This window comes from Sporosarcina luteola (genome assembly GCF_023715585.1).
GTDB classification, from domain to species: domain Bacteria; phylum Bacillota; class Bacilli; order Bacillales_A; family Planococcaceae; genus Sporosarcina; species Sporosarcina luteola_D.
Genome location: NZ_JAMBOK010000001.1, coordinates 646,301 through 670,755, shown reverse-complemented (window position 1 = coordinate 670,755; position 24,455 = coordinate 646,301). Strand labels below are relative to the sequence as shown.

At 43.0% G+C, this 24,455-nt stretch carries 21 protein-coding genes and 1 pseudogene; 19 read left to right on the top strand and 3 right to left on the bottom strand.

What is annotated here, in order from left to right:
• Positions 1–33 precede the first annotated feature (33 nt).
• The 10 genes from M3193_RS03455 to M3193_RS03410 all read left to right on the top strand — a co-directional run bounded on the left by M3193_RS03455 (position 34) and on the right by M3193_RS03410 (position 11,857).
• Positions 34–1,188, top strand: a complete 1,155-nt coding sequence (locus tag M3193_RS03455) for a CaiB/BaiF CoA transferase family protein (RefSeq protein ID WP_251624379.1) — start codon at positions 34–36, stop codon at positions 1,186–1,188.
• A gap of 10 nt (positions 1,189–1,198) precedes the next feature.
• Positions 1,199–2,446 carry a thiolase family protein gene (locus M3193_RS16785; protein ID WP_353056392.1) on the top strand — a complete coding sequence of 416 codons (1,248 nt, stop codon included), beginning with the start codon at positions 1,199–1,201 and terminating at the stop codon, positions 2,444–2,446.
• A 15-nt stretch (positions 2,447–2,461) separates the two neighbouring features.
• Positions 2,462–3,232 (top strand): SDR family NAD(P)-dependent oxidoreductase, encoded by a 771-nt coding sequence (locus M3193_RS03445; RefSeq protein ID WP_251624377.1) that lies wholly within the window; start codon positions 2,462–2,464, stop codon positions 3,230–3,232.
• Positions 3,233–3,292: 60 nt separating this feature from the next.
• A complete protein-coding gene (locus M3193_RS03440) occupies positions 3,293–4,462 on the top strand; it encodes an acyl-CoA dehydrogenase family protein (protein ID WP_251624376.1) in 1,170 nt (389 codons plus the stop codon).
• A gap of 81 nt (positions 4,463–4,543) precedes the next feature.
• Positions 4,544–5,335, top strand: coding sequence for an enoyl-CoA hydratase/isomerase family protein (locus tag M3193_RS03435; protein WP_251624375.1), 792 nt, complete (start codon positions 4,544–4,546; stop codon positions 5,333–5,335).
• Positions 5,336–5,350: 15 nt separating this feature from the next.
• On the top strand, positions 5,351–6,121 hold the full coding sequence (locus M3193_RS03430) for a 3-hydroxyacyl-CoA dehydrogenase (RefSeq protein WP_251624374.1): 771 nt from the start codon (positions 5,351–5,353) through the stop codon (positions 6,119–6,121).
• Positions 6,122–6,279: 158 nt separating this feature from the next.
• Positions 6,280–7,830 carry a class I adenylate-forming enzyme family protein gene (locus M3193_RS03425; RefSeq protein ID WP_251624373.1) on the top strand — a complete coding sequence of 517 codons (1,551 nt, stop codon included), beginning with the start codon at positions 6,280–6,282 and terminating at the stop codon, positions 7,828–7,830.
• Positions 7,827–9,005, top strand: a complete 1,179-nt coding sequence (locus M3193_RS03420; RefSeq protein WP_251624372.1) for an acyl-CoA dehydrogenase family protein — start codon at positions 7,827–7,829, stop codon at positions 9,003–9,005. Before M3193_RS03425 ends, M3193_RS03420 begins: the two co-directional genes overlap by 4 nt.
• A gap of 93 nt (positions 9,006–9,098) precedes the next feature.
• On the top strand, positions 9,099–10,250 hold the full coding sequence (locus M3193_RS03415; protein ID WP_251624371.1) for a thiolase family protein: 1,152 nt from the start codon (positions 9,099–9,101) through the stop codon (positions 10,248–10,250).
• A gap of 26 nt (positions 10,251–10,276) precedes the next feature.
• Positions 10,277–11,857 (top strand): class I adenylate-forming enzyme family protein, encoded by a 1,581-nt coding sequence (locus M3193_RS03410; RefSeq protein ID WP_251624370.1) that lies wholly within the window; start codon positions 10,277–10,279, stop codon positions 11,855–11,857.
• Positions 11,858–12,029: 172 nt separating this feature from the next.
• On the opposite strand, the gene M3193_RS03405 is transcribed toward M3193_RS03410, so the two are convergent.
• Complete coding sequence (locus M3193_RS03405) at positions 12,030–12,314, bottom strand: hypothetical protein (RefSeq protein ID WP_251624369.1); 285 nt, start codon at positions 12,312–12,314, stop codon at positions 12,030–12,032.
• Positions 12,315–12,559: 245 nt separating this feature from the next.
• Between M3193_RS03405 and M3193_RS03400 the strand changes: the two genes are divergently transcribed.
• From M3193_RS03400 to M3193_RS03385, 4 genes are all read left to right on the top strand, one after another.
• A complete protein-coding gene (locus M3193_RS03400; RefSeq protein ID WP_435372030.1) occupies positions 12,560–13,333 on the top strand; it encodes an amino acid ABC transporter substrate-binding protein in 774 nt (257 codons plus the stop codon).
• 65 nt (positions 13,334–13,398) lie between these two features.
• A complete protein-coding gene (locus tag M3193_RS03395) occupies positions 13,399–14,058 on the top strand; it encodes an amino acid ABC transporter permease (RefSeq protein ID WP_251624367.1) in 660 nt (219 codons plus the stop codon).
• A gap of 53 nt (positions 14,059–14,111) precedes the next feature.
• The gene (locus M3193_RS03390; RefSeq protein WP_285851794.1) at positions 14,112–14,861 is read left to right on the top strand and encodes an amino acid ABC transporter ATP-binding protein; all 750 of its coding nucleotides are present in this window, start codon (positions 14,112–14,114) and stop codon (positions 14,859–14,861) included.
• A 138-nt stretch (positions 14,862–14,999) separates the two neighbouring features.
• Positions 15,000–15,548: a DUF420 domain-containing protein gene (locus tag M3193_RS03385; protein WP_251624366.1), complete on the top strand. Its 549-nt coding sequence runs from the start codon at positions 15,000–15,002 to the stop codon at positions 15,546–15,548.
• A gap of 49 nt (positions 15,549–15,597) precedes the next feature.
• On the opposite strand, the gene M3193_RS03380 is transcribed toward M3193_RS03385, so the two are convergent.
• Positions 15,598–16,074, bottom strand: coding sequence for a general stress protein (locus M3193_RS03380; RefSeq protein WP_251624365.1), 477 nt, complete (start codon positions 16,072–16,074; stop codon positions 15,598–15,600).
• Between the two features lie 156 nt (positions 16,075–16,230).
• On the opposite strand from M3193_RS03380, the gene M3193_RS03375 reads away from it, so the two are divergent.
• From M3193_RS03375 to dacB, 3 genes and pseudogenes are all read left to right on the top strand, one after another.
• A complete protein-coding gene (locus M3193_RS03375; RefSeq protein WP_251624364.1) occupies positions 16,231–16,941 on the top strand; it encodes a DUF421 domain-containing protein in 711 nt (236 codons plus the stop codon).
• Positions 16,942–16,965: 24 nt separating this feature from the next.
• Positions 16,966–18,382 (top strand): annotated as a pseudogene (locus M3193_RS03370) (NAD-dependent succinate-semialdehyde dehydrogenase).
• 189 nt (positions 18,383–18,571) lie between these two features.
• Positions 18,572–20,056, top strand: a complete 1,485-nt coding sequence (dacB, locus tag M3193_RS03365; protein WP_251624363.1) for a D-alanyl-D-alanine carboxypeptidase/D-alanyl-D-alanine endopeptidase — start codon at positions 18,572–18,574, stop codon at positions 20,054–20,056.
• 42 nt (positions 20,057–20,098) lie between these two features.
• On the opposite strand, the gene ilvA is transcribed toward dacB, so the two are convergent.
• The gene (gene ilvA / locus M3193_RS03360; protein WP_251627203.1) at positions 20,099–21,361 is read right to left on the bottom strand and encodes a threonine ammonia-lyase IlvA; all 1,263 of its coding nucleotides are present in this window, start codon (positions 21,359–21,361) and stop codon (positions 20,099–20,101) included.
• A 507-nt stretch (positions 21,362–21,868) separates the two neighbouring features.
• Between ilvA and M3193_RS03355 the strand changes: the two genes are divergently transcribed.
• Complete coding sequence (locus M3193_RS03355) at positions 21,869–23,287, top strand: amidase (protein WP_251624362.1); 1,419 nt, start codon at positions 21,869–21,871, stop codon at positions 23,285–23,287.
• A 193-nt stretch (positions 23,288–23,480) separates the two neighbouring features.
• Positions 23,481–24,449 (top strand): proline dehydrogenase family protein, encoded by a 969-nt coding sequence (locus M3193_RS03350; RefSeq protein WP_251624361.1) that lies wholly within the window; start codon positions 23,481–23,483, stop codon positions 24,447–24,449.
• Positions 24,450–24,455 lie beyond the last annotated feature (6 nt).

Sequence of the window (24,455 nt, the reverse complement as noted above, 5' to 3'; positions counted from 1 at the left end):
GTAAGGGCTTACATATAGGAGGGAGAAGAAGAGATGCCACTTAAAGGTGTAAAGGTGCTAGATCTATCGCGGTTGCTGCCAGGTCCTTATTGTACGATGATCCTTGCTGATTTCGGAGCAGAGGTGATTAAAGTGGAGGAGCCGGGGATTGGAGATTATATTCGCCATTTTGAACCGAAACGGGATGAAAATTCCGCAGTCTACCATTCTCTGAACAACAATAAAAAAAGTATATGCCTAGATTTGAAGGATCGTGAAGAGCGCAGTCATTTTTTAAAACTGGTAGAGGAAGCAGACGTTATAGTGGAATCATTTCGACCTGGTGTCATGAAGCGGTTGGGGCTTGATTATGCTGAACTTGAAAAGCTGAATCCTCGGCTGATCTATTGTGCCATCACTGGTTACGGGCAAACTGGACCGTACGCAGAAATGCCCGGACATGACATTAACTATATGAGTTATGCCGGTCTGCTTGACTTAATGGGTGAGAGGGGTAGCAAGCCGATTGTGCCAACAGCGCAAATTGCAGATATTGGTGGCGGTGCTATGCCGGCAGTTATAGGGATTCTGCTTGCATTATTGGAAAGAAGCAAGAGTGGGGAAGGACAGATGGTTGACATTTCGATGTTGGATGGTGTCATTTCTTGGCTGCATTTATTATTGCCGCAGCATTACGCAGGACAGGAAATCAAGCGTGGTGAGGCCTTATTGAATGGGGGATTTGCTTGTTATCAAGTTTATGAGACTTATGATCAACGGCATATCTCAGTAGGAGCTTTAGAGCCGAAGTTCTGGCAAGTATTTTGTGAAGGAATCGGTAAACCGGAGTTCATTGCGCTGCAGGAAGCACCGGGGGAAGAGCAGGAAAGCTTAATCAAAGAAGTTCAAGAAGTGATCAAACAAAAAACGCTAGAACAATGGATGGAGATTTTTTCAGATGGAGAGGCATGTGTTGCGCCGATTTTAAAATTAGAAGAGCTGGATCAAGACCCTCAAATAGCCGAACGCCAGATGTTGGAATGCCTTAAGGAAGAGCGGGACAGCGGATTCAAAGAAATCAATAGTGCCATTAAACTTTCTGCAACACCCGCGGTTCCTAAAAGGCGTGCGCCAGCTCTCGGAGAGCATACTGAGGAAATCCTGAATAGCCTAACAAACGCGGCTTCTACTAATAACGCCATTACATGAATAGGGGGGAATTACAATCGAAAAGTATTATATTGTCGGCGTCGGCATGACGAAGTTCGGGAAACTATATGACTTCTCCTTAAAGGATCTTACAAAGATAGCGGTAGACGGGGCACTGAAAGATGCAGCTGTACCGAAAGAATGGATTGATGCAGTTTATTTTTCCAACACCGGCCAAGGGGCCATTGAGGGCCAACATGCGGTCAGGGGACAAGTGGCTGTCCGTCCGCTCGGGTTTGAAGAGATCCCTGTAATTAATGTGGAAAACGCCTGTGCCAGTGCAAGCACAGCTTTAAACCAGGCGATCCAATTTCTGAAGGCGGGGGAAGGCGATTTTGCTTTGGCCGTCGGGGCGGAAAAAATGTACCAAAAGTCGGGGGAAAAGGATTTTAGCATTTTTGACTCTGCATGGGATGTTGATACGCCTCAGGAAAATATGGAGGTCCTAAAACGATTGGAAAAAGGTTTTGACATGCCGAAAGACGCGAAAAATGCGGCTAATTATAGCATGTTCATGGATGTTTATGCTTCCTTTGCAAAATATCATATGACCCGCTTCGGGACCACACAGGAACAGATTGCGGCTGTATCGGCGAAAAATCATCAGCACTCGGTGTACAACAATTTAGCCCAGTACCAAAAACCATTCACGATTGAAGAAGTGTTGGCGGCGCCGCCGATTGTATACCCCTATACGTTACCGATGTGTTCTCCGGTCAGTGATGGGGCTGCTGCTGCAATTGTTTGCACTGAAGGAGGGCTGAAAAGATTGCAGGATAAAAGCCGAGCAGTGGAAGTCGCTGCTTCAGTCGTTCAAACGGGGTCGAACCGCAAACCGGAAGAAGTTGAAAAACATCTAACGGCACTTGCGGCAAAGAGAGCCTACGAAAAAGCGGGGCTCGGGCCGGAAGATATATCGGTGGCAGAAGTACATGATGCGACGGCTGTCGGGGAAATTATTCAAATTGAAAATCTCGGCTTCTGCGACTTCGGGGAAGGTGGACCATTGAGCTTAAAAGGGGAGTTCAGCTTATCGGGCCGGCTTCCAGTCAACCCATCGGGAGGCTTGGAATCGAAAGGGCATCCTATTGGGGCAACGGGTCTCGGTCAGATCTTTGAACTGGTAACTCAATTGCGAAATGAAGCTGGCGAAAGGCAAGTTGAGAATGCCAAAGTGGCTATCGCTGAAAACGGCGGCGGAGTTTATGGCCTCGAGGAAGCGGTAGCTGCTATCACCATCTTAAAAAAGCTCAATTAATGGAGGGGGAGAACAATGGATATCCAAGGGAAAACGGCTATTGTGACAGGTGGAGCGTCAGGTCTAGGTTTTGCTACTGTTGAAAAGTTAATTGAAAAAGGGGGAAATGTGGCGATCCTCGACAGAGATACGAAAAATTTCGATGACATCACGAGCCGGCTTGGAAGCGACCGTGTCGATGCAATTGAAACGGACGTAACCGATGAGGAATCGGTGAGAAATGCAATCGATCAAGCATTTCAGAAGTTCGGTTCGATAGATATTTGTGTCAATTGTGCAGGCGTCTCAGTTGGGGTGAAGACGTACAATAGGAAAGGCGTCTTTCCTCTGGATAAATTCAAGAAAGTCATAGATATCAATTTGAATGGCACTTTTAACGTTTTGAGCAATGCCGTAGAAAAAATGGTCAAAAATGAAGCGTCTGACGGTCTGGAAAAAGGAATCATTATTAATACATCTTCCGGAGCGGCGTATGACGGCCAAATGGGACAGGCTGCCTATGCTGCCAGTAAGGCCGCCGTCGCGGGAATGACTTTGCCGATTGCAAGGGATTTGGCGAACTATCACATCCGAATCAATGCCATTGCCCCTGGGCTGTTTATGACGCCTATGGCTGCCGGGCTATCTGATGAATTGTTGGAAGGTATCAAAGACCAAATGGAATATCCAAAACGCCTTGGAGATCCTTCTGAATTCGCATCATTGGTTGTCCATATTATCGAAAACACGTATTTTAACGGTGAAGTTGTCAGACTGGATGGTGCGACAAGACTGCCTCCTAGATGATGAATAATAACAGTCAGCAGGGTCTACTTCATCCTGGGGAAAATAGAGGGAGGATTGTTCATGAGTACATTGAAAAATCGAGTTATCGAGAAACAGGAACTTGAACTGCTCAGAAAAAGTGTAAGAGATTTTTCACGAAAAGAAGTTTCAGAATATTATGATGAATGGGAACGCAATGGGAATATTCCCCGCGATCTATGGCGCAAATTAGGCGATCAAGGTTTTCTGCTGACAGAAATACCGGAGGAATATGGTGGGCTGGGAGCTCCTTTATCATATTCTATGGCCATTGTAGAGGAATTTTCAAAACTTGGCTATAGTGCAATTTCCACTAATTTATCGGTCCACGATATTATAACGGCCCAGTATATCTTGAATTATGGAACGGAAGCTCAAAAATCTCATTACTTGAAAGGGATGGCATCTGGTGAGCTAGTGGCAGCATTCGCTATGACTGAACCAGGTGCAGGTAGCGACTTGCAGGGTATTAAGACAACCGCTGTATATGATGAAACGAAAAAAGCTTATAAGTTGAATGGTCAGAAAACGTTCATTTCTAACGGACAGCATTGTGATTTTGTCATTGTGGTCGCTAAAACTGATCAGACTGTGAAGCCATCTAGAGGGACTAGTTTGTTTTTTGTGGATGTCTCATCCGAAGGGTTTAGCCGTGGGAAGAACTTGGAGAAAATCGGACTTCATGCTTGCGATACTTCCGAAATGTATTTCGAAGATGTATGGGTGGGAGAAGATAAGCTTTTGGGGAATCTCAATGAAGGATTCAAAATCCTCATGAGTGAATTGCCCCGCGAGCGCCTAACCATTTCGGTCAATGCAGTGGCGGCAATGGAAGGAGTCCTTGAGCAGACAATCCGCTATGTGCAGGAGCGTGAAGTTTTTGGCAAGCCGCTGTCTGAGTTCCAGAATACCCGATTTGTCATTGCTGATTTACAAACGAAAACAAGAGTTCATCGCTCGTTTGTAAAAGAGTGCATGGATATGATGATGGACGGCACGCTAGACACAGCAACAGCCAGCATGGCCAAGCTTTCGTGTACGGAAGCCCAAGGGGAAGTCGCCGACAAATGCCTCCAATTATTCGGTGGTTACGGTTATATGAAAGAATATCCGGTCGCACGGGCATTCACGGATGCCAGAGTGCAACGGATTTACGGTGGGACATCTGAAATCATGAAAGAGATCATTGGCAAAGACATTTTCAAAGAATAAAAACGGAGGGATTATGGAGTGTGGATCTGTAAAAGCTAATTCGAAAATTTTTGTGTAAAGGGATGAGGAGTAATGGTCGTTATGAAGAATGAGCAGGCAGTAATTGTTGAAAAAAGAAATCAAGTCGCGTGGGTCTATTTAAACCGTCCGAATGACATGAATGCGATTTCAAAAGAAATATTAGAAGGTTTAAAGGAAGCAATCCTTACTGTTGAAGCTGATGAAGAGATACGGGTAGTCGTTCTGACCGGAAGAGGGAAAGCTTTTTGTGCTGGGGCGGACTTGAAAGAGATGATGCGGGATTTGGAGAATAGACAACCTGGACAGACGAATCTATTGGACTATGCAGATTCCACTTTTGGAAGTTTGACGAAGTTAAGTAAACCGTTGATTGCGGCATTGAATGGTATTACATTAGCAGGTGGCTTGGAGCTTGCGATGTCGGCGGATATTGTCGTTGCATCGGAAAAAGCTAAAATCGGGGATGCCCATGCGAACTTCGGTGTATTGCCGGGGGCTGGTGGTTCCGCCAAGCTGCCTCGAATCATCGGTGTGAATCGGGCAAAGTATTTATTGTTTACGGGCGATTTTATATCGGCTAATCAAATGAAAGAATATGGCTTGGTTCATGAAGTGGTGAATCCACAAGAGCTTGAGTCGACTGTCCAAGCGATTGCTGAGAAGATTGCGGAGAAAAGTCCGCTTGTTTTAAAGAAAATGAAGCAACTCGTGCGCGATGGATTGGAACAACCATTGGAACTTGCGTTAAAACAAGAGTTGCTTAGTTTGAAAGCGCATACACAGTCCTATGACATGAACGAAGGATTAAACGCATTCGTTGAAAAGAGAAAACCGGAATTTAAAGGATACTAAATAGGGGGCAACAAAATGAATATTGAAAACAAAGTGGCAATCGTAACCGGAGGAGCATCCGGATTAGGGTTGGGAACCGTGAAAGCATTGGCTGAAAAAGGGGCAAAAGTGGTCATATTTGATTTGAATGAAGAAAAAGCGAAACAAGCGAGTAATGAACTTGGAGAAAAGGTGTCCTATGCAGTTGTGAATGTATCAGATGAGGCTGCCGTTCATGCAGGAATCCAGCAAACAATGGAACAACATGGTTCGCTCCATATTTGTGTAAATTGCGCAGGAGTAGGTATTGCACAAAAGATAATCGGTCGGTCAGGTGTGATTCCGTTTGAGAACTTCAAAAAGGTAGTTGATATCAATTTGTTCGGGACATTTAATGTACTTCGGCTGGCGGCAGAGCAGATTGCAAAAAACGAACCACTTACAGATTCCGGAGAGCGGGGAGTTATTATTAATACCGCATCTGTTGCGGCGTACGAAGGACAGATGGGCCAAACAGCTTACGGTGCAAGTAAAGCAGGGGTGGTCGGATTGACATTGCCTGCCGCTCGGGATCTCTCTTCATTCGGTATCCGGGTGAATACAATTGCACCGGGACTATTCCGCACACCTTTAGCCGAAATATTAGATGATCATGTGGTGGAGAAATTGGAGAAATCCGTGGAATTTCCGAAACGGTTGGGAAGACCAGATGAATATGCAGATTTAGTAAAATTTATGATTGAAAACGAGTATATCAACGGAGAAGTTGTACGTCTGGATGGAAGCATCCGTATGTCGCCTAGATAAATGCATCGGAAAAAGGAAAATCGGTTCCAGTAAACATTTAAAATTATTTACTTTGTCGAGGAGCTGCCTGTTACAACAATCGGAAAAGTGCCTAGAAGGCTGGTTCACAATTTCTTGGAATGTTCATTGATAAAAAATAATGAAGTGAGGGGAAAAGGATGAATATCGTTGAAATGTTGGAAGTGAATACACTGAGACATCCAAGTAAAGAAGCGTTAATCTATCAAAATAGCACATATACGTACGAGGAGTTTAATGTGAAAGTGAACCAGTTGGCACACGGACTAGTAAAGGAAGGCGTGAAAAAAGGCGATAAAATCGCGATGTTCATGAAGAACTCTGCTGATTTTGTTTTCACATACTATGCGGGTGCTAAGATTGGGGCTATACTCGTTCCGATAAATTTCCGTTTATCACCTAAAGAAATTAACTATATTATGACCCAATCCGAATCAAATTTTATTGTTGCTGACCAAGAGTACGAAGAAATTGTCTATGAAGCTATAAAGGAGATTCCAACGGTATCAAAGCAATTCACTGCGCCTTTTGCAATAAATAAACGGTATGGATCTCTCTCAAAGCTTTTTATTGATAGGACAGAAAACCCTGGAATTCAGTTAAATGGCACAGATGATTTGCATTTACTTTACACTTCAGGGACAACGGGATTACCCAAAGGTGCATTATTTGACCATGATCGCGTAGAGGCTGTGGCATTACAGTTCATCTTAACGCTGAATTATCATTCAGATGAACGAATGATGAATTTCTGCCCATTGTTCCATTGCGCACAATTGACAATTGGTATGCTTAGTGGGTTTTACATTGGGGCAACGACGGTTGTCTATCGTGATTTTAATCCAAGAGTGATTTTAGCGGATATTAAAAAGTACCGTATTACTAGCTTTTTAGCCGTCCCAACGATGCATATCGCATTTATCAATACACCGAAAGATGAAGATATTAATTTTTCATCAGTAGAAAAGATCCTCTATGGCGCGGCACCAATGTCGGTGGATGTGGTTCGTAAATGCATCGATTATTACGGAACCCACCAAATGTACAGTTTATGTGGTCAGACCGAGGGGGGACCAAATGGAATTGTTTTATATCCAAAAGATCATAAGAAGCACGCCGGAATGGCCGGAAAAAATTCTTCGATGTTCACTTTAGTGGATATCGTGAATGAGCAAGGGGAATCGGTAGAACCGGGTGTGGTTGGAGAACTACTATTTAAAGGTCCAACTGTGATGAAAGAGTATTATAACAATCCGGAAGCTACAGCGAAGACAATTAGAGACGGCTGGCTTCATACCGGGGATTTAGCAATGAAAGATCAAGATGGATATATTCAACTGGTCGATCGAAATAAAGACATGATTATTTCAGGCGGAGAAAATATTTATTCCATTGAAGTGGAGAATACAATTGGCATGCATCCCAAGGTTGCGGATGTGGCAGTCATTGGCAGTCCTGATACGAAATGGGGAGAGCTTGTTACGGCAATCGTTGTGAAGAAACCTAATGAAGAAGTTACTGAACAAGAAATCATTGATTTTACTCAATTAAATATTGCACGTTTCAAAGCGCCTAAGAAAGTGGTTTTTGTAGATGCTTTACCGAGAAACGCCTCTGGAAAACTAATGAAATATCAGTTAAGAGAGGCATACACTGAAAGCAATACTCTCCCAATGGGGGTGGAACGATGAAAAACGCGACTGTTAAGGAAGCTGCAATAAGTAAGCAATCTTATTTTACGGAAGAACATCAAATGTTTCGGGACGCATTAAGAAAATTCCTTGAAAAAGAGGCTATTCCTTATTTTGAACAGTGGGAAGAAGAGGGGCTTGTTCCGCGCAGTTTTTGGAAGAAAGTCGGAGAAAATGGATTTCTATGTTCTTGGATAGGCGAGGAATATGGGGGGATAGGAGCGGATTTTCTTTTTACTGTGATTTTAAACGAAGAGCTTTGCCGCATCGGATTTGGCTTAGGTGGTCTTGACCTTCACAGCGGTATCGTTGTTCCGTACATTAATAATTTTGGAACAGAAGAACAAAAGAGAAGGTACTTGCCCGGCTGTATGAGCGGCGATATCATTACCGCCATCGCAATGACAGAGCCAGGTGCAGGATCCGATTTGGCTTCCATTCGTACAACCGCTATTAAGGATGGGGATAGTTATCTATTAAATGGTCAAAAAACATTCATTTCCAATGGTATCCAATCCGATCTAGTCGTGGTTGTTGCTAAAACAAATCCAAAGGCAGTCCCAGCGCATAAGGGAATTAGTTTATTTTTAGTTGAAAGTGATATGCCTGGTTTCTCCCGCGGAAGAAAGCTCAAAAAGATCGGATTGCACAGTCAGGATACAGCAGAATTGGTTTTTGAAAACGTCAAAGTCCCAGCTGCCAATTTACTAGGTGAAGAAGGTAACGGATTCTATCACTTAATGAAAGAGTTGCAGCAGGAAAGAATTCTTTCGGTTGTAGGTGCGCAGGTTGCAGCGGAAGAAATGTTGCGTATGACGATTGAATATGTGAAGGAACGCGAAGCTTTTGGACTACCAATTGGTAAATTCCAAAACACGCAATTTAAACTCGCTGAAATGGCAACGCATGTTCAAATAGGCCGAACATTTTTGGATGATTTAATTGTAAAACATATGTCAGGGGAAGAACTTCAAAAAGAAGTGTCGATGGCTAAGTGGTGGATTTCGGATAATGCGAGAAAAATGGCGCCTGAGTGTATGCAACTTCATGGCGGATACGGATACATGGAAGAATATAAAATTGCCCGCTGGTACCGTGATATTGCAGTTGTGCCCATTTACGCCGGATCGAACGAGATTATGAAAACCATTATTGCGAAAAAACTTGGGTTATAACAAAGGGAAATCTCAGGAATAATGAAACGTTGTCTATCTATTATTCCAAGATAGGAATGCCAAAATTATAGTAGTTCAAGGGAGAATAGATACATGAGGGAAGTAGTCATTGTTGAAGGGGTTCGGACTGCAGTAGGGAGACGAGGAGGGGCTTTGGCCCATGTTCGGCCAGATGATTTAGCAGCAATCGTACTAGATGAAGTCGTGAAACGTACCGGGATCGATAAAGGTGAGGTAGAAGATGTCATTTTAGGTTGCGGATCCCAGGTGGGGGAGCAAGCCATGAATATCGCCAGAACTTCATTATTGATAGCTGGATTTCCAATCCACGTACCAGGTGTGACAATCGATCGTCAATGCGGATCTAGTCAACAGGCTGTGCATTTTGCAGCACAAGCGATTGCCTCCGGCGATATGGACATTGTCATTGCGGGAGGTGTCGAAAGCATGACTCGTGTCCCGATGTTTTCGAGCCTGCTCGATAAAGGTCCAAGTAAGAAATTGACCGATCAATATGAAATTATAAACCAAGGGATGTCATCCGAAAGAATGGTTAAAGAATGGGGTTTGACACGGGAAGAGTTGGATCAATACTCTGTAAACAGCCATTCTCGTGCATTCAACGCCATTGAAAATGGGCATTTTGAAAATGAGATCGTACCTGTGGAAGTTGAGCAAGAAGATGGGACAACGACCCTATTTGCTGTAGATGAAGGTCCGCGTGAAGGGACAACGTTGGAGATTTTAAGCGGATTAAAAACGGTTTTTGATGAAAACGGTGTAATCACGGCAGGGAATGCAAGTCAGATTAGTGATGGAGCCTCAGCGGTTCTGTTGATGTCCCGTGAAAAAGCAGAAAAATTAGGATTAAAACCACGTGCCCGTATCGTTGCATGCTCCGTCGTCGGATCGGATCCAACGCTTATGCTGACAGGTCCAATCGAAGCGACCAGAAAAGTATTGAAAAAAGCAGGTCTATCTGTAAAGGACATCGATACCTATGAAGTGAATGAAGCTTTTGCTCAAGTTCCTTTGGTATGGTTAAAAGATGTTGAGGGAGAATATGAAAAATTAAATGTTGATGGGGGAGCCATTGCTTTAGGACATCCTCTTGGCGCGACAGGAACAAAATTACTTGTAACCTTGTTAAATCGTCTTGAACGGAATAATGAACGATTTGGTTTGCTTACAATTTGTGAAGGAATGGGGATGGCGAATGCCACTGTCATTGAAAGATTGGAGTAGGACCACGTTTAAAGGGGATGCAAAGGATGAAAGTAAATTTTGCCAGAATGTATCGTGACAACGCATTGAAGCGGCCTGACAAATTAGCATTGGTCAATACGGAAAGAAAAAGGGAATTCACATACAAAGAACTGGATTTATTTACGAATAAGATCTGCCATCTGCTAACGGATCATTTTCAACTTGAGAAAGGTGATTCTTACGCGGCGTTACTCGAAAACGATAATATGAGTTTCTTAAATTTTGGACCCTATAAAACGGAAGTGGCAGGGGTCTGGCTTAATTACCGGGACAATTTGACCGAGCATTTGTATCAGATTGATTATGTGAAACCGAAAGTCATTTTCGTAGAAGACGCAGTGTTGTTAAAGGATGGTTATCTGAAAGAACTAAACAATAGAGGTATCCGCATTGTTTGCATGGATAGAAGCGATAAGGAACACGAAAAAGTTGAATATTTCTGGGATATCATCAAAGGGCAAAGTGATGCGCATATCGATACGGAATACGATATAGACGAGCATGTCATCTTGTATCGTTTTACGGGAGGTACGACAGGACGCGGAAAATGTGCGATGTATACTTTCCGTAATATCTTCGGCACGATCGTACAGAACCATTCCATTCCGGATAATATTTATCGAGAAGACACCAAATTCCTGCATATGACGCCAATGACACATGCTACCGGCGCATTTGCTCCGCCAACCCATATGAAAGGTGGAACAAATTATACTATCAATTTGCCTGATTTGGAGTTGTTATGCAAAACGATACAAGAATATGGCATCACTGCTACATTTGCAGTCCCTACTTTGCTGTATCGGCTGGAAGAACTCGGGCTACACGATAAATATAATTTGAGTACATTGGATTGTATCCTGTACGGAGCATCACCGATGAGCACGTCAAAGCTCGAAACGCTACAGAATAAATTCGGCAATGTTTTTGTGCAAGGTTACGGTTCCACTGAAGCCTTCCCGCCGGTATTAAGTTTGAGGAAAAAGGATCATATCATAAAAACGGCCGAAGATCGAAAACGCCTTTCGGCAGCGGGACAGCCATTGCTGGGTGTCGATGTGTTTGTTGCAGATCCAGAAGGGAAAGAAGTTCCGGTTGGTACGATTGGTGAGCTGTGGATCCGCTCTGATTCAGTCATTAAAGGATATAAAAATGCACCAGAGGAAACGGCTTCCGAATTTGAGAACGGCTTCTGGAAATCTGGAGACCTTGGCTATGTTGACGACAAAGGTTATTTTTACATCGTCGATCGCAAAAAGGACATGATCATCACCGGAGGTTTCAATGTATATGCAGTTGAAGTGGAAAATGCCGTCAACTCCCACCCAGATGTCAGCAACTCAGTCATTATCGGAGTCCCTAACGAGGAATGGGGCGAGATTGTGCATGCCGAAGTTGTCCTGAAGAACGGAAGCCAAGCTACTGAACAAGAGATGATTGATTTTGTCGCTGCTAAGCTGCCGAAATATAAAGTGCCAAAATCGATTGTCTTCGTGGATGAGCTTCCTACCAGCACAGTAGGGAAGGTTTTAAGACGGCATGTGAAAGAGAAGTATTGGAAAGACACTTTTAGAAAAGTTCATTAAAATATTATTCAATACTGATATTACATTCGTCCCAGAATTGAAGATACTCAGCGATATCATGACAAATTCATTTGCAAAAGGCCAATTCGGTGTGTTATGGGACGTCGGAAAAATCAAGGCTGCCCGGATAGTCAGTGAAAACTGATAATCCAGGCAGCGTTTTTGTTTCTGTTCATCTATCTTTTCGGTTGATGCTGTTTGGCTCTTTCTCAAAATGATTCATCCGTTGTGAAAAATATTCCTCGGGACTTTCCTGGAAAGATAGCCCTTTTTCAAAAATGGTTTCCAGATCCATTCCATTCGGTTCGCTATCCGACTCGTTTCTTGCTGTTTGTCTCGCATAGGCCTGCTGTTTTTGCATGGATATATTGTTCTTGCTGCTTTCCACAAATTCATTTTTAAAATCCTTCTTGTTATCTTCACTTTGAAATTTTTCGCCCATGAGGTCTTTATCCATTTCAATCTCCTCCTTTAATGGATGATTCGTGTTTTTCAATTTGCTCTATTACTGTTCAATTACCTATTTAAACAGAATCAAAACTTAGCTCTTCCGTATACTAAGCATGGGTCCATTGAAAGAAAATTCCGCAATTCGTTTAAGGGGTTCTCTTTATAGGTAAAGCATGATATAGTAGCAATACGTTAACAGACTAAAGTGTTAAAGCGAGAATATAAAAAGGAGAGAGATCATTGAAAAAATATATGACGCTATTCATCCTATCAATAGTAGCATTGCTCGTGGTAACAGGTTGCGGTAATTCCAAAACAACTGGAAAGTCAGGCGGAAAAGATGTTCTTGTCATCGGTGTAGACGATAAGTTCGCTCCAATGGGTTTCCGGGATGAAAACAATAATCTCACTGGTTTCGATATCGAATATGCTGAGGCGGCAGCAGAGCATATGGGTATGGAAGTGAAATTCCAACCGATTGATTGGAAAACAAAAGAAACTGAATTAAGCAGTGGACGAATTGATTTGATCTGGAATGGGTATACAATCACGGATGAACGAAAAGGAAAAGTTCTTTTTACAAAACCTTATTTGAAAAACGCGCAAGTTGTAGCAACGTTAGCAAATTCAGATATTGCAGCACTAAAAGATCTATCCGGTAAAAAAGTAGGTCTGCAAGGATTATCCTCGGCAGCGGACGCTTTGAACGCCAATCCGATCCGTTCTGAAATCAAGTCTGTCTCCGAATATGCAGACAATGTTCTAGCACTATCCGACTTGAAATCCGGCCGTGTTGATGCAGTCATCATTGACGAAGTGGTCATTGATTATTACATGTCCAAGCAAGAAGGTGCGTTCAAAGTGTTGGACGAGTCCCTGGCGCCTGAGGAATATGGTGTAGGTGTGAAAAAAGGCAATGAAGAATTGCTTGAGAAGCTTCAAAACGCTCTTGATAAAATGAATGAAGACGGCAGTGCAGCTGAAATCTCCACGAAATGGTTCGGGGAAGATAAAGTACTTAAATAATGAATCAAGCATGCCGGGTTTTCGATAAGAAAACCTGTTTTGCTTTTTAGAAGGAGTCATTACGTATGTCTATCGACTATTTTGTTTCCATTTTAATACCTATGCTCGAAGGAGCCCGAGCGACAGTCCTATTATTCCTAATAGCCATCATCGTCTCGATTCCGCTTGGTTTCCTGCTGACTTTGATTGTCAGAAGCTCCATCAAACCGTTAGCTTATTTAGCAAATGCATATATCTATTTGATGCGGGGAACGCCGCTCTTGCTGCAGCTCCTGTTCATTGTATTCGGTTTGCCGCTTATTCCGGTCGTCGGGGAATATCTAGTTCTTGACCGGTTTACCGCAGCGTGCTTAGGATTCATTTTGAACTACGCAGCTTATTTCGCTGAAATTTTCCGCGGCGGTCTCCTTGCCATCGACAAAGGTCAGTTCGAAGCGGCTAAAGTGCTCGGATTGAATAGATGGCAGACAATGCGAAAAATTGTATTCCCTCAAATGTTCCGCATTGCGTTGCCCGCAGTGGCGAATGAGTCAGTCACTCTAGTGAAGGATACGGCTTTACTCTATGCGGTAGCGGTTCCTGAACTGTTGCATTTTGCACAAACAGCAGTCAACCGTGACTTCACAATAACACCATTTTTACTGGCAGGGGTCATCTATTTAATAATTACATTGTTTTTGACTCTGTTCTTCAAATGGTTGGAGAGACGATTGCGGTTTGATTAATTTTTCAACGTATCCATATGACAGTATCGGGATATAAAAGAGGAGTGTAAAGAATGCCAATTCTTAAAGTGGAAAATATAAAAAAATCATTCGGTCCGCTTGAAGTGCTTAAGCAGATTAGTTTTGAAGTGAATAAAAATGATGTCATCGCTGTCATCGGTCCATCCGGATCGGGGAAAAGCACGATGCTCAGAAGTCTTGTCCATTTAGAGGAGTTGGATGGGGGCAGTATTTCAGTTAATGGAAACTATATTGTTAAGGATGGCATTTATTCAAAACCTCAGCAATTGAAAGAGATTACATCCGAAATGGGAATGGTGTTTCAGCATTTCAATCTATTTCCGCACTTAACTGTCGTGGAGAATCTTGAACTGGCACCAAAGCTATTGAAAAAGGGAAGCGCGGAACAAACCCGTGAATTGAGCATGGAGTTGTTGTCGAAAGTCGGACTGTCAGATAAGGCTGATGTATTGCCGTCCAAGCTTTCGGGAGGTCAGAAACAGAGGGTGGCCATTGCCCGAGCCTTAATGAGAAAGCCTGAAGTTCTCCTCTTCGATGAACCAACATCAGCTCTTGATCCGGAATTGACGGGGGAAGTGCTTCGTGTCATGAAGGACCTTGCTCAAGAGGATATGACAATGGTTGTTGTCACTCACGAAATGGAGTTTGCAAAGGAAGTCGCTAACAAAGCGATTTTCATGGACAAAGGGGAAATTGTTGAATCTGGAAGTCCAGTCGACCTATTAAACAATCCTCAAATGGAAAGAACAAAAGCTTTTTTATATCGTACATTGTCCAAGTGAACAGCCGGTTTCAGACTGCAGTCGGGAAATTATCCCCGGCTGTTTTTTCATATTTTGACAACAATGTGAAGTGGGGATACTAGTGCGGTAAATATGGTACACTACGGATAGAAATGTAGTGATTAAGGAGATGTTCGAATGATTCATTCCACAGAAGATAAGCCGTTCAAAAAAAGAAATTATCGGCCGGCCATCATCATTTTATCAATTGTTTTAATCGGCGTAATTGGCCTTTTATCAGGCAAGCAAGGTGTGGAGGATTTCGATGCGTTTGATGTCACCATCCTTCCGCTGATGAATGCCATTTTGAATAGCTTCACATTCTTATTCCTAGTAGGAGCGCTTATTGCCATTAAGAAAAGAAATGTCGGTGTCCATCGTAAATTCATCTATGCCGCATTTTGTACGACTGCTTTATTCCTCGTCACATATGTCGCTTTTCATTATTTAGCGCCATCCACTCCATATGGAGGTAGCGGCATCTTGGCAGGGATCTATTATTTTGTACTGATCACCCACATACTACTTGCAGCGGCAATCGTACCGCTTGCATTGACTAGTGTTGCAAGAGCTTGGAACAGGGAGTATGAGCGCCATCGTAAAATCGTTCGATGGACAATGCCGATCTGGTTGTATGTAAGCTTTACCGGTGTTCTCGTATATATCCTGATCTCTCCATATTATTAAAACGTAGAAAAGGCTGCTCCCATTACTAGGGAGCAGCCTTTTCTACGTTTTAAATGAGGGGACGATCTGGATAGTCCAAGCGTGTATCTCTATACTCACCATCCACTAGCACTAAAATCTTTCCTTCATTGAAATAATCATTATAGCGATGCGCTTCCTCTTCCGGAATGCCCATCCCGATCAATGCGCCGGCAAGTCCGCCGACTCCAGCTCCTGCTGCAGCACCGGTAATTCCTGCTACAATCGGCCCCGCTGCGATGATCGGGCCGATACCAGGAATTGCAAGTGCTCCGATACCTGCCAAAACTCCGCCTAGTCCGCCAAGCAAGCCGCCAGTTGCGGCGCCTGTCGCTGCACCATCTGCAGCATGCGTTCCTGTTTGTTCCTCAATGTAATCTACATGATCTCTGTCCTTACTAAGGATGGAAATATCATTTGAAGTGTACCCTTGTCGTTTCAACTCTTCAATTGCAGCAACAGCTTCTGATTCGTTGTCATAATAACCTACTACGTGTCGTTGTACCATTTAAAAACGCCTCCTGAAAAGAATTTTGTTCTAGCGAATTGCTATTCTAGAAAATACCCCAACCTATCATTTTCAAACATGAAGGAATTGACAGCGTTGTTATAGATTTAGAGATAGGCTAATCGGGTAACTAATAGGAGTATAGGAGGGAAAGCTATGGACTATCTAATAAATGGAATGAAACTTGTTGTAGGGTTGATTACTTTCATGGTCGTCATTCGACTGTTAGGGAAGAAGCATTTGGCCGAGATGACTCCGTACGATATCATTTATTTGATAATGTTCGGTGGAATCCTCGAAGAAACCTTATATGACAATAAAACCTCTATATGGATGTTCCTTTTTTCTATGGCAGTGTGGGCAACAGCGATATTCGCTATCGAAACGCTTGTGGCTAAAGTCAATCCTTTGCGCATTCTATTAAAAGGGGAGCCAGATCAATTGATTGCCAATGGAAAAATCAATCAAAGAGCATTTAAGAAAAATCAATTGGAAATGGAGCAGGTCCGAACGATGCTCCGTCAACAAGGGATTTTTTCATTAAGGGAAGTCCGTGATATGTATATCGAACCGGGTGGCCAAATTTCGATCAATTCATTTGCTAAATATAAAACTGTCGTCGCGGAGGATTTGGACATTGAAAAGAAGGAAGAAGAACCTAGTGTATTGTTAATCGATGAAGGTGAAGTGAAATCGGAAGTACTGCATGCAATCGGAAAATCCAAAGAATGGCTGCACGAAGGTATCAGTGCAATAGGATATGATCATGTTGAAGATATTCTCTATTGTGAATGGTCGGAGACTGATGGCTTCTTCATTAAAGGATTTGCTGATACGATAGAGGTAAATGGACATCAGCCAAGCTGATCGGCAAATGGAGGGGGCAGTTGGATGCAAACATTTTCGATGCTTATTAATGGAGAGGAAATTGGAGAAGGTCTTTCTACTATTCAAGTCATGAATCCCGCGACAGGAGAGTTGATAGCTACAGTGCCCGATGGAGGTGCACAAGAAGCAGTTATGGCTGTCGAGGCCGCATATGATGCATTTCAAAAATGGTCCGGTCTTTCCGCTTATGATCGGAGTTCATTATTGGTGAAATGGCATGAGTTGATTAATGTGCATCTGGAAGACCTTGCTCATACGATGACTAAGGAGCAAGGGAAACCTTTATCAGAGGCAAAGGGTGAAATAAAATACGCGAACGGATTCATTTCTTGGTATGCGGAGGAAGCAAAGCGCATTTACGGGGAAATGATCCCTTCAAGTCATACAGGAAAACGGATATTCATCTCTAAACAGCCTGTAGGTGTAACAGCTGTCATCACGCCTTGGAATTTCCCGGCGGCGATGATTACAAGAAAAGTAGGTCCGGCACTTGCCGCGGGATGTACAGTTGTCATCAAACCAGCCGAGCAGACGCCGATAACGGCAATCCGATTGGCACAGCTGGCATTGGAAGCAGGCATTCCTGCTGGTGTCATTAACGTCGTCACAGGGGAGGCTAGTGCAATCGGCGATGCTTGGCTTCAAGATACTCGTGTCCGTAAATTGACATTCACCGGCTCAACTGAGGTGGGGAAATTGCTCATGCGGGGAGCTGCAGAAACGGTGAAGAAAATTTCTCTTGAACTTGGAGGCCATGCTCCAGCGATCGTCATGGAAGACTGCGATATCAATAAAGCGGTTGAAGGAGTCGTTGCAGCTAAGTTCAGGAACGCTGGCCAAACACGTATGTGTGAACCGCATCTACGTTCACGAAATGATTGCAGAAGAATTTTCACAGAAGTTGGTTGAGCGGGTGGAACAATTGAAAGTCGGAAACGGATTAGATGAAGGGGTTGCCATCGGTCCGCTTATTGATGAAGAAGCAATCGGTAAAGTACAATTACACGTTGATGACGCGCTTTCAAAAGGTGCAAAAATAGCTGTCGGCGGCTCAAGGAAGGAAGCTCTCTTTTACGAACCGACCATTTTACTTAATGTGAATGATGATATGGTTTGCATGAAGGAAGAGACGTTTGGACCTGTCGCTCCCATAACAACTTTTTCATCAGAAGAAGAAGTCCTAAGAAGGGCGAATGATTCGATTTATGGTTTGGCTGCTTATGTATTTACGGAGAATCTTTCAAGGGGCATTCGGATGAGTGAAAAATTGGAATATGGAATTGTCGGTTTGAACGATGGACTGCCATCAACCCCCCAGGCACCATTCGGAGGGTTCAAGCAAAGCGGCCTCGGTCGCGAAGGTGGCCATCATGGCTTGGATGAATATATTGAGATTAAATATATTTCAGTAGGATTATAAAAAAGAGGAAGAGGCATTCATGTAAAATGGATGCCTTTTTTTGTCACTATTACTATATACATATCGAAAATACTACATTATTTGATAAATGATAATTTATTAATTTGACTCAATTTATCTTAAAGTCTATTTATTCCACTTGATAAAAATGGTAGAATGGAATGAACATCGAGAAAGAGGGGGAAAGATTTGATTCTGAAAAGAACAGCCATGCTCATTATGGCGGTAGTCATGTCGTTCGCTGCTATGTTCACGGTAACTCCAGGTCAACCAAATGTACAAGCTTCAAGTCAATACGAAAAACTGGAAAAAAGTATTAATGCGATTCTAGCAGATGTCTCAAAAAAATCTGTCGTCAGTAGCGTGACAGTCCGCAAGGCTTCGACGGGTGAAGTAATTTACGAAGCTAATGCTGACGGCAAAGTGACTCCTGCTTCCACATTAAAGCTTCTTACATCTGCTGCTGCATTGGAAACGCTTGGCGAGGAATACCGTTTCACGACAGATCTGCTCACGGATGGTTCAATAGCAAAAGGAGTACTGAATGGTAATCTCTATTTGCGGGGGCAAGGGGATCCTACTCTACTGAAAAAAGATTTAGATCAATTTGCCGCCACATTGTCAAAGCAAGGGGTTAAGACAATTACAGGGGACCTTATTGGAGATGACAGCTGGTTTGACTCTGTACGGCTCTCTCCCGGAATTGATAAAAGTGATGAAACGTTTTACTATGCCGCGCAAATTTCCGGATTGACTTTATCTCCGAATTCCGATTATGATGCAGGCACTGTAATTGTGAATGCCAGCCCTACGAAAAAAGGGTATAAAGCCAAAGTGACAATGACGCCAGATACAGGCATCGTCACCGTCATCAATAAAAGCAACACAGTTCCGAAAGGTTCTAAAAACACTTTGTCCATAAAGCGCCAGCATGGGACGAATACGATTGTCATCGCGGGAAATGTGCCTATTGGAAGTGTGGGGAAGAAAGAATGGGTGTCCGTCTCCAACCCGACGGCATATACGATGGACGTATTTAAAAAGTCGCTCTCTGCAAAAGGGATCAAGTTTACTAAATCATCAAAAGTGGTAAGACGGGTGGTTCCTCAAAACGCAACTGTAATCACTTCCAGGCAGTCGATGCCTTTGAAGAGTTTAATGAAACCATTTATGAAATTAAGTAATAATACACATGCCGAAATATTGGCGAAGACGATGGGGAAACAGGTTTATGGGGAAGGAAGCTGGAATGCAGGTCTGAAGGTCATGGATGAATTTGCACAATCCGTAGGGTTACGTTCAACTGAATGGAATTTTGAGGACGCGTCAGGCATGTCCCATAAGAATAAAGCGACATCAGCACAAATGACTGAATTGCTGTTTGCTGCGCGGCAAGCACCTTGGTACGGCAGTTTCGTTCAAGGATTGCCGGTGTCAGGAATAAATGACCGCTTCGTTGGCGGAACGTTGAAAAACAGATTAACAGGCTCAGCTGTAAAAGGGAAAGTAGTAGCCAAGACGGGTAGCTTGAACCATGTTAATTCTTTGGCGGGCTATGCTACAACAAAAGATGGGGAAACGTTGATCTTCAGCATTCTCACTCAAGGCCAGAAAACAACTGCATTACCAGCAATTGATCGGATAGCGACAATCATTGCTACGACAACTAAATGAAAACCGCAAAACGGCTCGCATCGCCGTTTTGCGGTTTTTTTGTTAGATAAGAAGTTCAAATAACGTACTATCTTTATTCACTTCTGTAAATGGAAATCCGTTCTGTTCCATTCGAAGCAAGAGACCGGGATAATCTTCTTTTCGTTTTAATTCAATGCCGACAAGCCCGGGTCCATTTTCCTTGTTATGCTTCTTTGTATATTCAAACGTTGTAATATCATCGTCCGGTCCTAACACGGAGTCAAGCAACTGCCGTAATGCTCCTGCACGCTGAGGGAAATTGATGATGAAATAATAGAGCAGACCTTCATGCAATAGGGATTTTTCCTTGATTTCCTGCATTCTGCCGATATCGTTATTCCCGCCACTAATGACACAAACGACAGATTTACCTTTGATCTCTTCTTTATAGAAATCCAGTGCAGCTATTGGCAAAGCGCCTGCAGGTTCAGCGATGATGGCATGTTCATTATATAGATTTAAAATAGATGTGCAGACTTTCCCTTCTGGAACGCTCAAAATTTCATCCACATACTTCCGGCAAATTTCATACGTTTGTGCACCGACACATTTGACCGCAGCGCCGTCGACGAATTTATCGATAGTATCCAAAGCTATGATTGCGCCGTTTTGAATGGCAGCATTCATACTGCTTGCTCCCTCCGGTTCAACACCGATCATCTTCGTCATAGGGGAGAGATTCTTAATATATGTGCTGATCCCTGCCATGAGACCACCGCCGCCGATGCTTGCAAATACATAATCGATCGGCTCTTCGATATCATTCATCACTTCGACAGCGACCGTCCCTTGACCAGCGATGATATCTTTATCATCAAAAGGATGAATGAAAATCCGATCTTCCTGTTCCGCGCAATTTACTGCATGAACGGACGAGTCATCAAACGTATCGCCGACTAGGATAATCTCAACAAATTCCTTTCCGAACATTTTCACTTGGTTGACTTTCTGTTTAGGCGTTGTTTGCGGCATGAAGATTTTGCCGCTAATCTGCAGGTGCGCACATGCATAGGCGACGCCTTGCGCATGATTTCCAGCACTTACACAAACAATGCCCTTTTCCCGAGCGTCTGTTTCAATTCTTTTGATTTTATAATAAGCGCCGCGTAACTTGAAAGAACGGACATATTGTAAATCTTCACGCTTAATATAGACATTGCATCCATATTTCTCAGATAGCCTTTCGTTTTTTTGCAAAGGTGTATGATTCACAACATCCTTGAGCAGTTGATTGGCGATTAGGATATCTTCCACTTGTACGGTATTCGTTTCACTCTTAGCCATTTTCGTCATATGCTCTTTCCCTCCGGTATTATATATGAATATTTTATTATAGTAACATGAAACATGGAAGATGAACATAAGAATGTTCATAATTGACAATGAATTTAAATGAATTCATCGAAATGAATTATTCGGATAACTTTGTAAGCGTTTTCTTTATGAGAATAGAAATTTTTATGAGTCGAAACGAGTACTAATGGATTATCTGGTTTTTGGCTTGTCAGTTTAGGGATTCCTGAAGTTGGGAAATATATATATAGCTGACAATAAAAGGAGGGGATGTTATGCAGAAATGGGATAGCAGACCAGACAAACCCGATTCAGGTCAATGGGCAGCGCTAGGTGTCTCGTTCCTTGTCATACTCATTGTCATCTTGGTAAATCTTATGTAATTCCGTAAAGCTTCTTTCCAATATGGGAGGAGGCTTTATTCATTTGTTTAAAAATGGGTTTCTCTTTATAATGAATAGAAAGAATAGTGGGTAAGCTCGGGAGGGTGGGGATGTAATGGGGAAAGTTGAATCGATTTTGAGTGCGGATGCTATGAAAATCAGTGAAATGGTTTTGAATAGGGAGATATCTGTTTCCGATGTCACTACCATATTCATTGATCGAATCAAAGATAAAAATCCTTCTGTGAATTTTCTTGCGGAAGAACGCTTCGACGCAGCAATGGAGCAAGCAGTACGGGCGGATGCTCAAGTATCGAGTGGAAAAGCAACAGGGGCTTTGTTTGGTGTTCCCATGAGCATGAAAGAGTCATTTGACGTCGCTGGATTGCAAACGACGGGTGGTCTGCTCGGAAGAAGAGGGTCGGTGCAGAAAGAAGATTCCGTTGTTGTCAGTAAGTTGAAAGCCGAAGGGGCAATCATCATCGGCAAGACAAATACTCCTGAATTATGTTTTTGCCAAGAGACGGATAACAAATTGTATGGCAGGACAAATAATCCATGGAATACGGAGCGGACAGCGGGCGGATCCAGTGGTGGGGAAGGGGCAGCAATAGCGCTAGGTGCAGCGGCGGCCGGGCTCGGATCCGATATAGGCGGGTCCATCCGGTTTCCTAGCCATTTTAATGGAGTCATAGGATTCAAATCCGGGAAAGGGCAAGTATCACAAGTCGGCAGCTTCCCATTTGTAGAAGACCCATGGCAGCAAAGGATGCTTGGAATTGGACCGATCGTCAAAACAGTAAGGGATGCAAAACTCATCTATTCGATCATTGCGGAACACTCTATTGAAGAACGGGACATCGCAGACTTTTCGATAAACGTATACCGAACGACCGAACTGCCGATTTCCAATGAAACAGTAAAGTTATTGAACAACGTATACCTGTCCTGTAAAAATACGTATACGACAGAAAGGGAACCATTGCCATACCTCAAAGAATCAGCACTTCTTTGGCAGGAAATCATGTCAATAGACGGTGGAGAGTCGACGAGAAAGACAGCATTCCAGAATGGAAAGGGAAGCCCGCTTACAGCTTATGTAAGAGAAAGGATTAGCGGAACTTCCGATATTCACCGATATCTATCATGGGCGTTGATTGGCGCTTCCCTGTTCAAACCATCGCGTAACCGAATAGATGAAATAGGGAGCTTGCTCGAGCAAGGGGATGAATTTTTGGACAAGTATTTAGAAAAACGGTTGATAATCATGCCGGTCTATCATATCGCCGCTCCGCCTCATGGAGTTGTTTATAAAGAGATTTTCTCAATCAGAAAGACATTCGAGAAATACATGCCGTTTGCCGCGTACGCGAACACATGGGGGCTTCCTTCCCTGACTGTCCCAATGGGAAAGGATCATGATGGCATGCCCATCGGTATGCAAATCATCAGCAAAAACGGCAATGAGGATGCGATCTTTTCACTCGGATCCTTTCTTGAGAAGGAATTTGGAGGTTACTCGAGAGTGGATTAACTATTTGATGTATTTATCTGTTGCGGACGAATTAAATGTTCAAGAGCTTCAAATGATTGTCGGACTGTTCAAGTTATAAACAACTGCGAGTATACTATAATTATAAACTCAAATTGCAAAATATGATGGTGAAAAGTGGTTGCTATGATATAATGCTTGGTGAAAAGTAAATTATTAATGAGGAGTAATGGAAATGTTAAAAGATTTCTTTATGGGCCTATCCCAAAACCAGTTTCTGAATACTGCTGCGAAAAAATATGGTTTGAAAATGGGCGCGCAGAACGTCGTAGCGGGAACAAACATTGCTGAAACGATTGAAAGCATCAAGGAATTGAACAAACATGGCATCTCTTGTACTGTCGACAATCTAGGCGAATTCGTCTTCGAGAAGGAGGAAGCGGTTGCTGCAAAACAACAAATTCTAGCAGTCATTGAAGCTATCCATGAAAATGAAGTGGATGCGCATATCTCGCTGAAGCCTTCCCAACTTGGGCTCGACATCGACTATGATTTCTGTAAGGGAAATATTGAAGAGATCGTTGCTGCGGCAAATAAATACGGGATCTTTGTCAATTTCGACATGGAAGATCATGCTCGACTCCAGCCATCCTTCAATCTTTTGGACGAACTTTCAACAAAATACGACAATATCGGAACGGTCATCCAAGCTTACTTTTTCCGCGCTGAGGAAGACTTGCACAAGCATAAAGACTACCGGCTCAGAATCGTCAAAGGAGCCTATAAAGAACCCGCGGAAGTCGCATACCAAGACAAGCAGGAAATCGATAAGAATTATATTGAATTAATCGAATGGCATTTACTGAACGGTAAATTCACATCCATTGCGACACATGACCATAATGTCATTAACCATGTGAAGCAATTCGTTAAAGACAACAATATCCCGAACGAAAAGTTTGAATTTCAAATGTTATATGGTTTCCGGAAGGACATGCAATTGGAATTGGCTAAAGAAGGGTATAACTTCTGTACATACGTTCCGTTTGGCCAAGATTGGTACGGATATTTCATGCGCCGCCTTGCTGAGAGGCCTCAAAATATGAACTTAGTCGTAAAACAGGTGTTTACAAAGAAAACAAATACAATGATCGGCTTAGCTGCCGGGGCATTCCTGCTGGGACGTCTAACGAGCAAAAAATAAAAAACG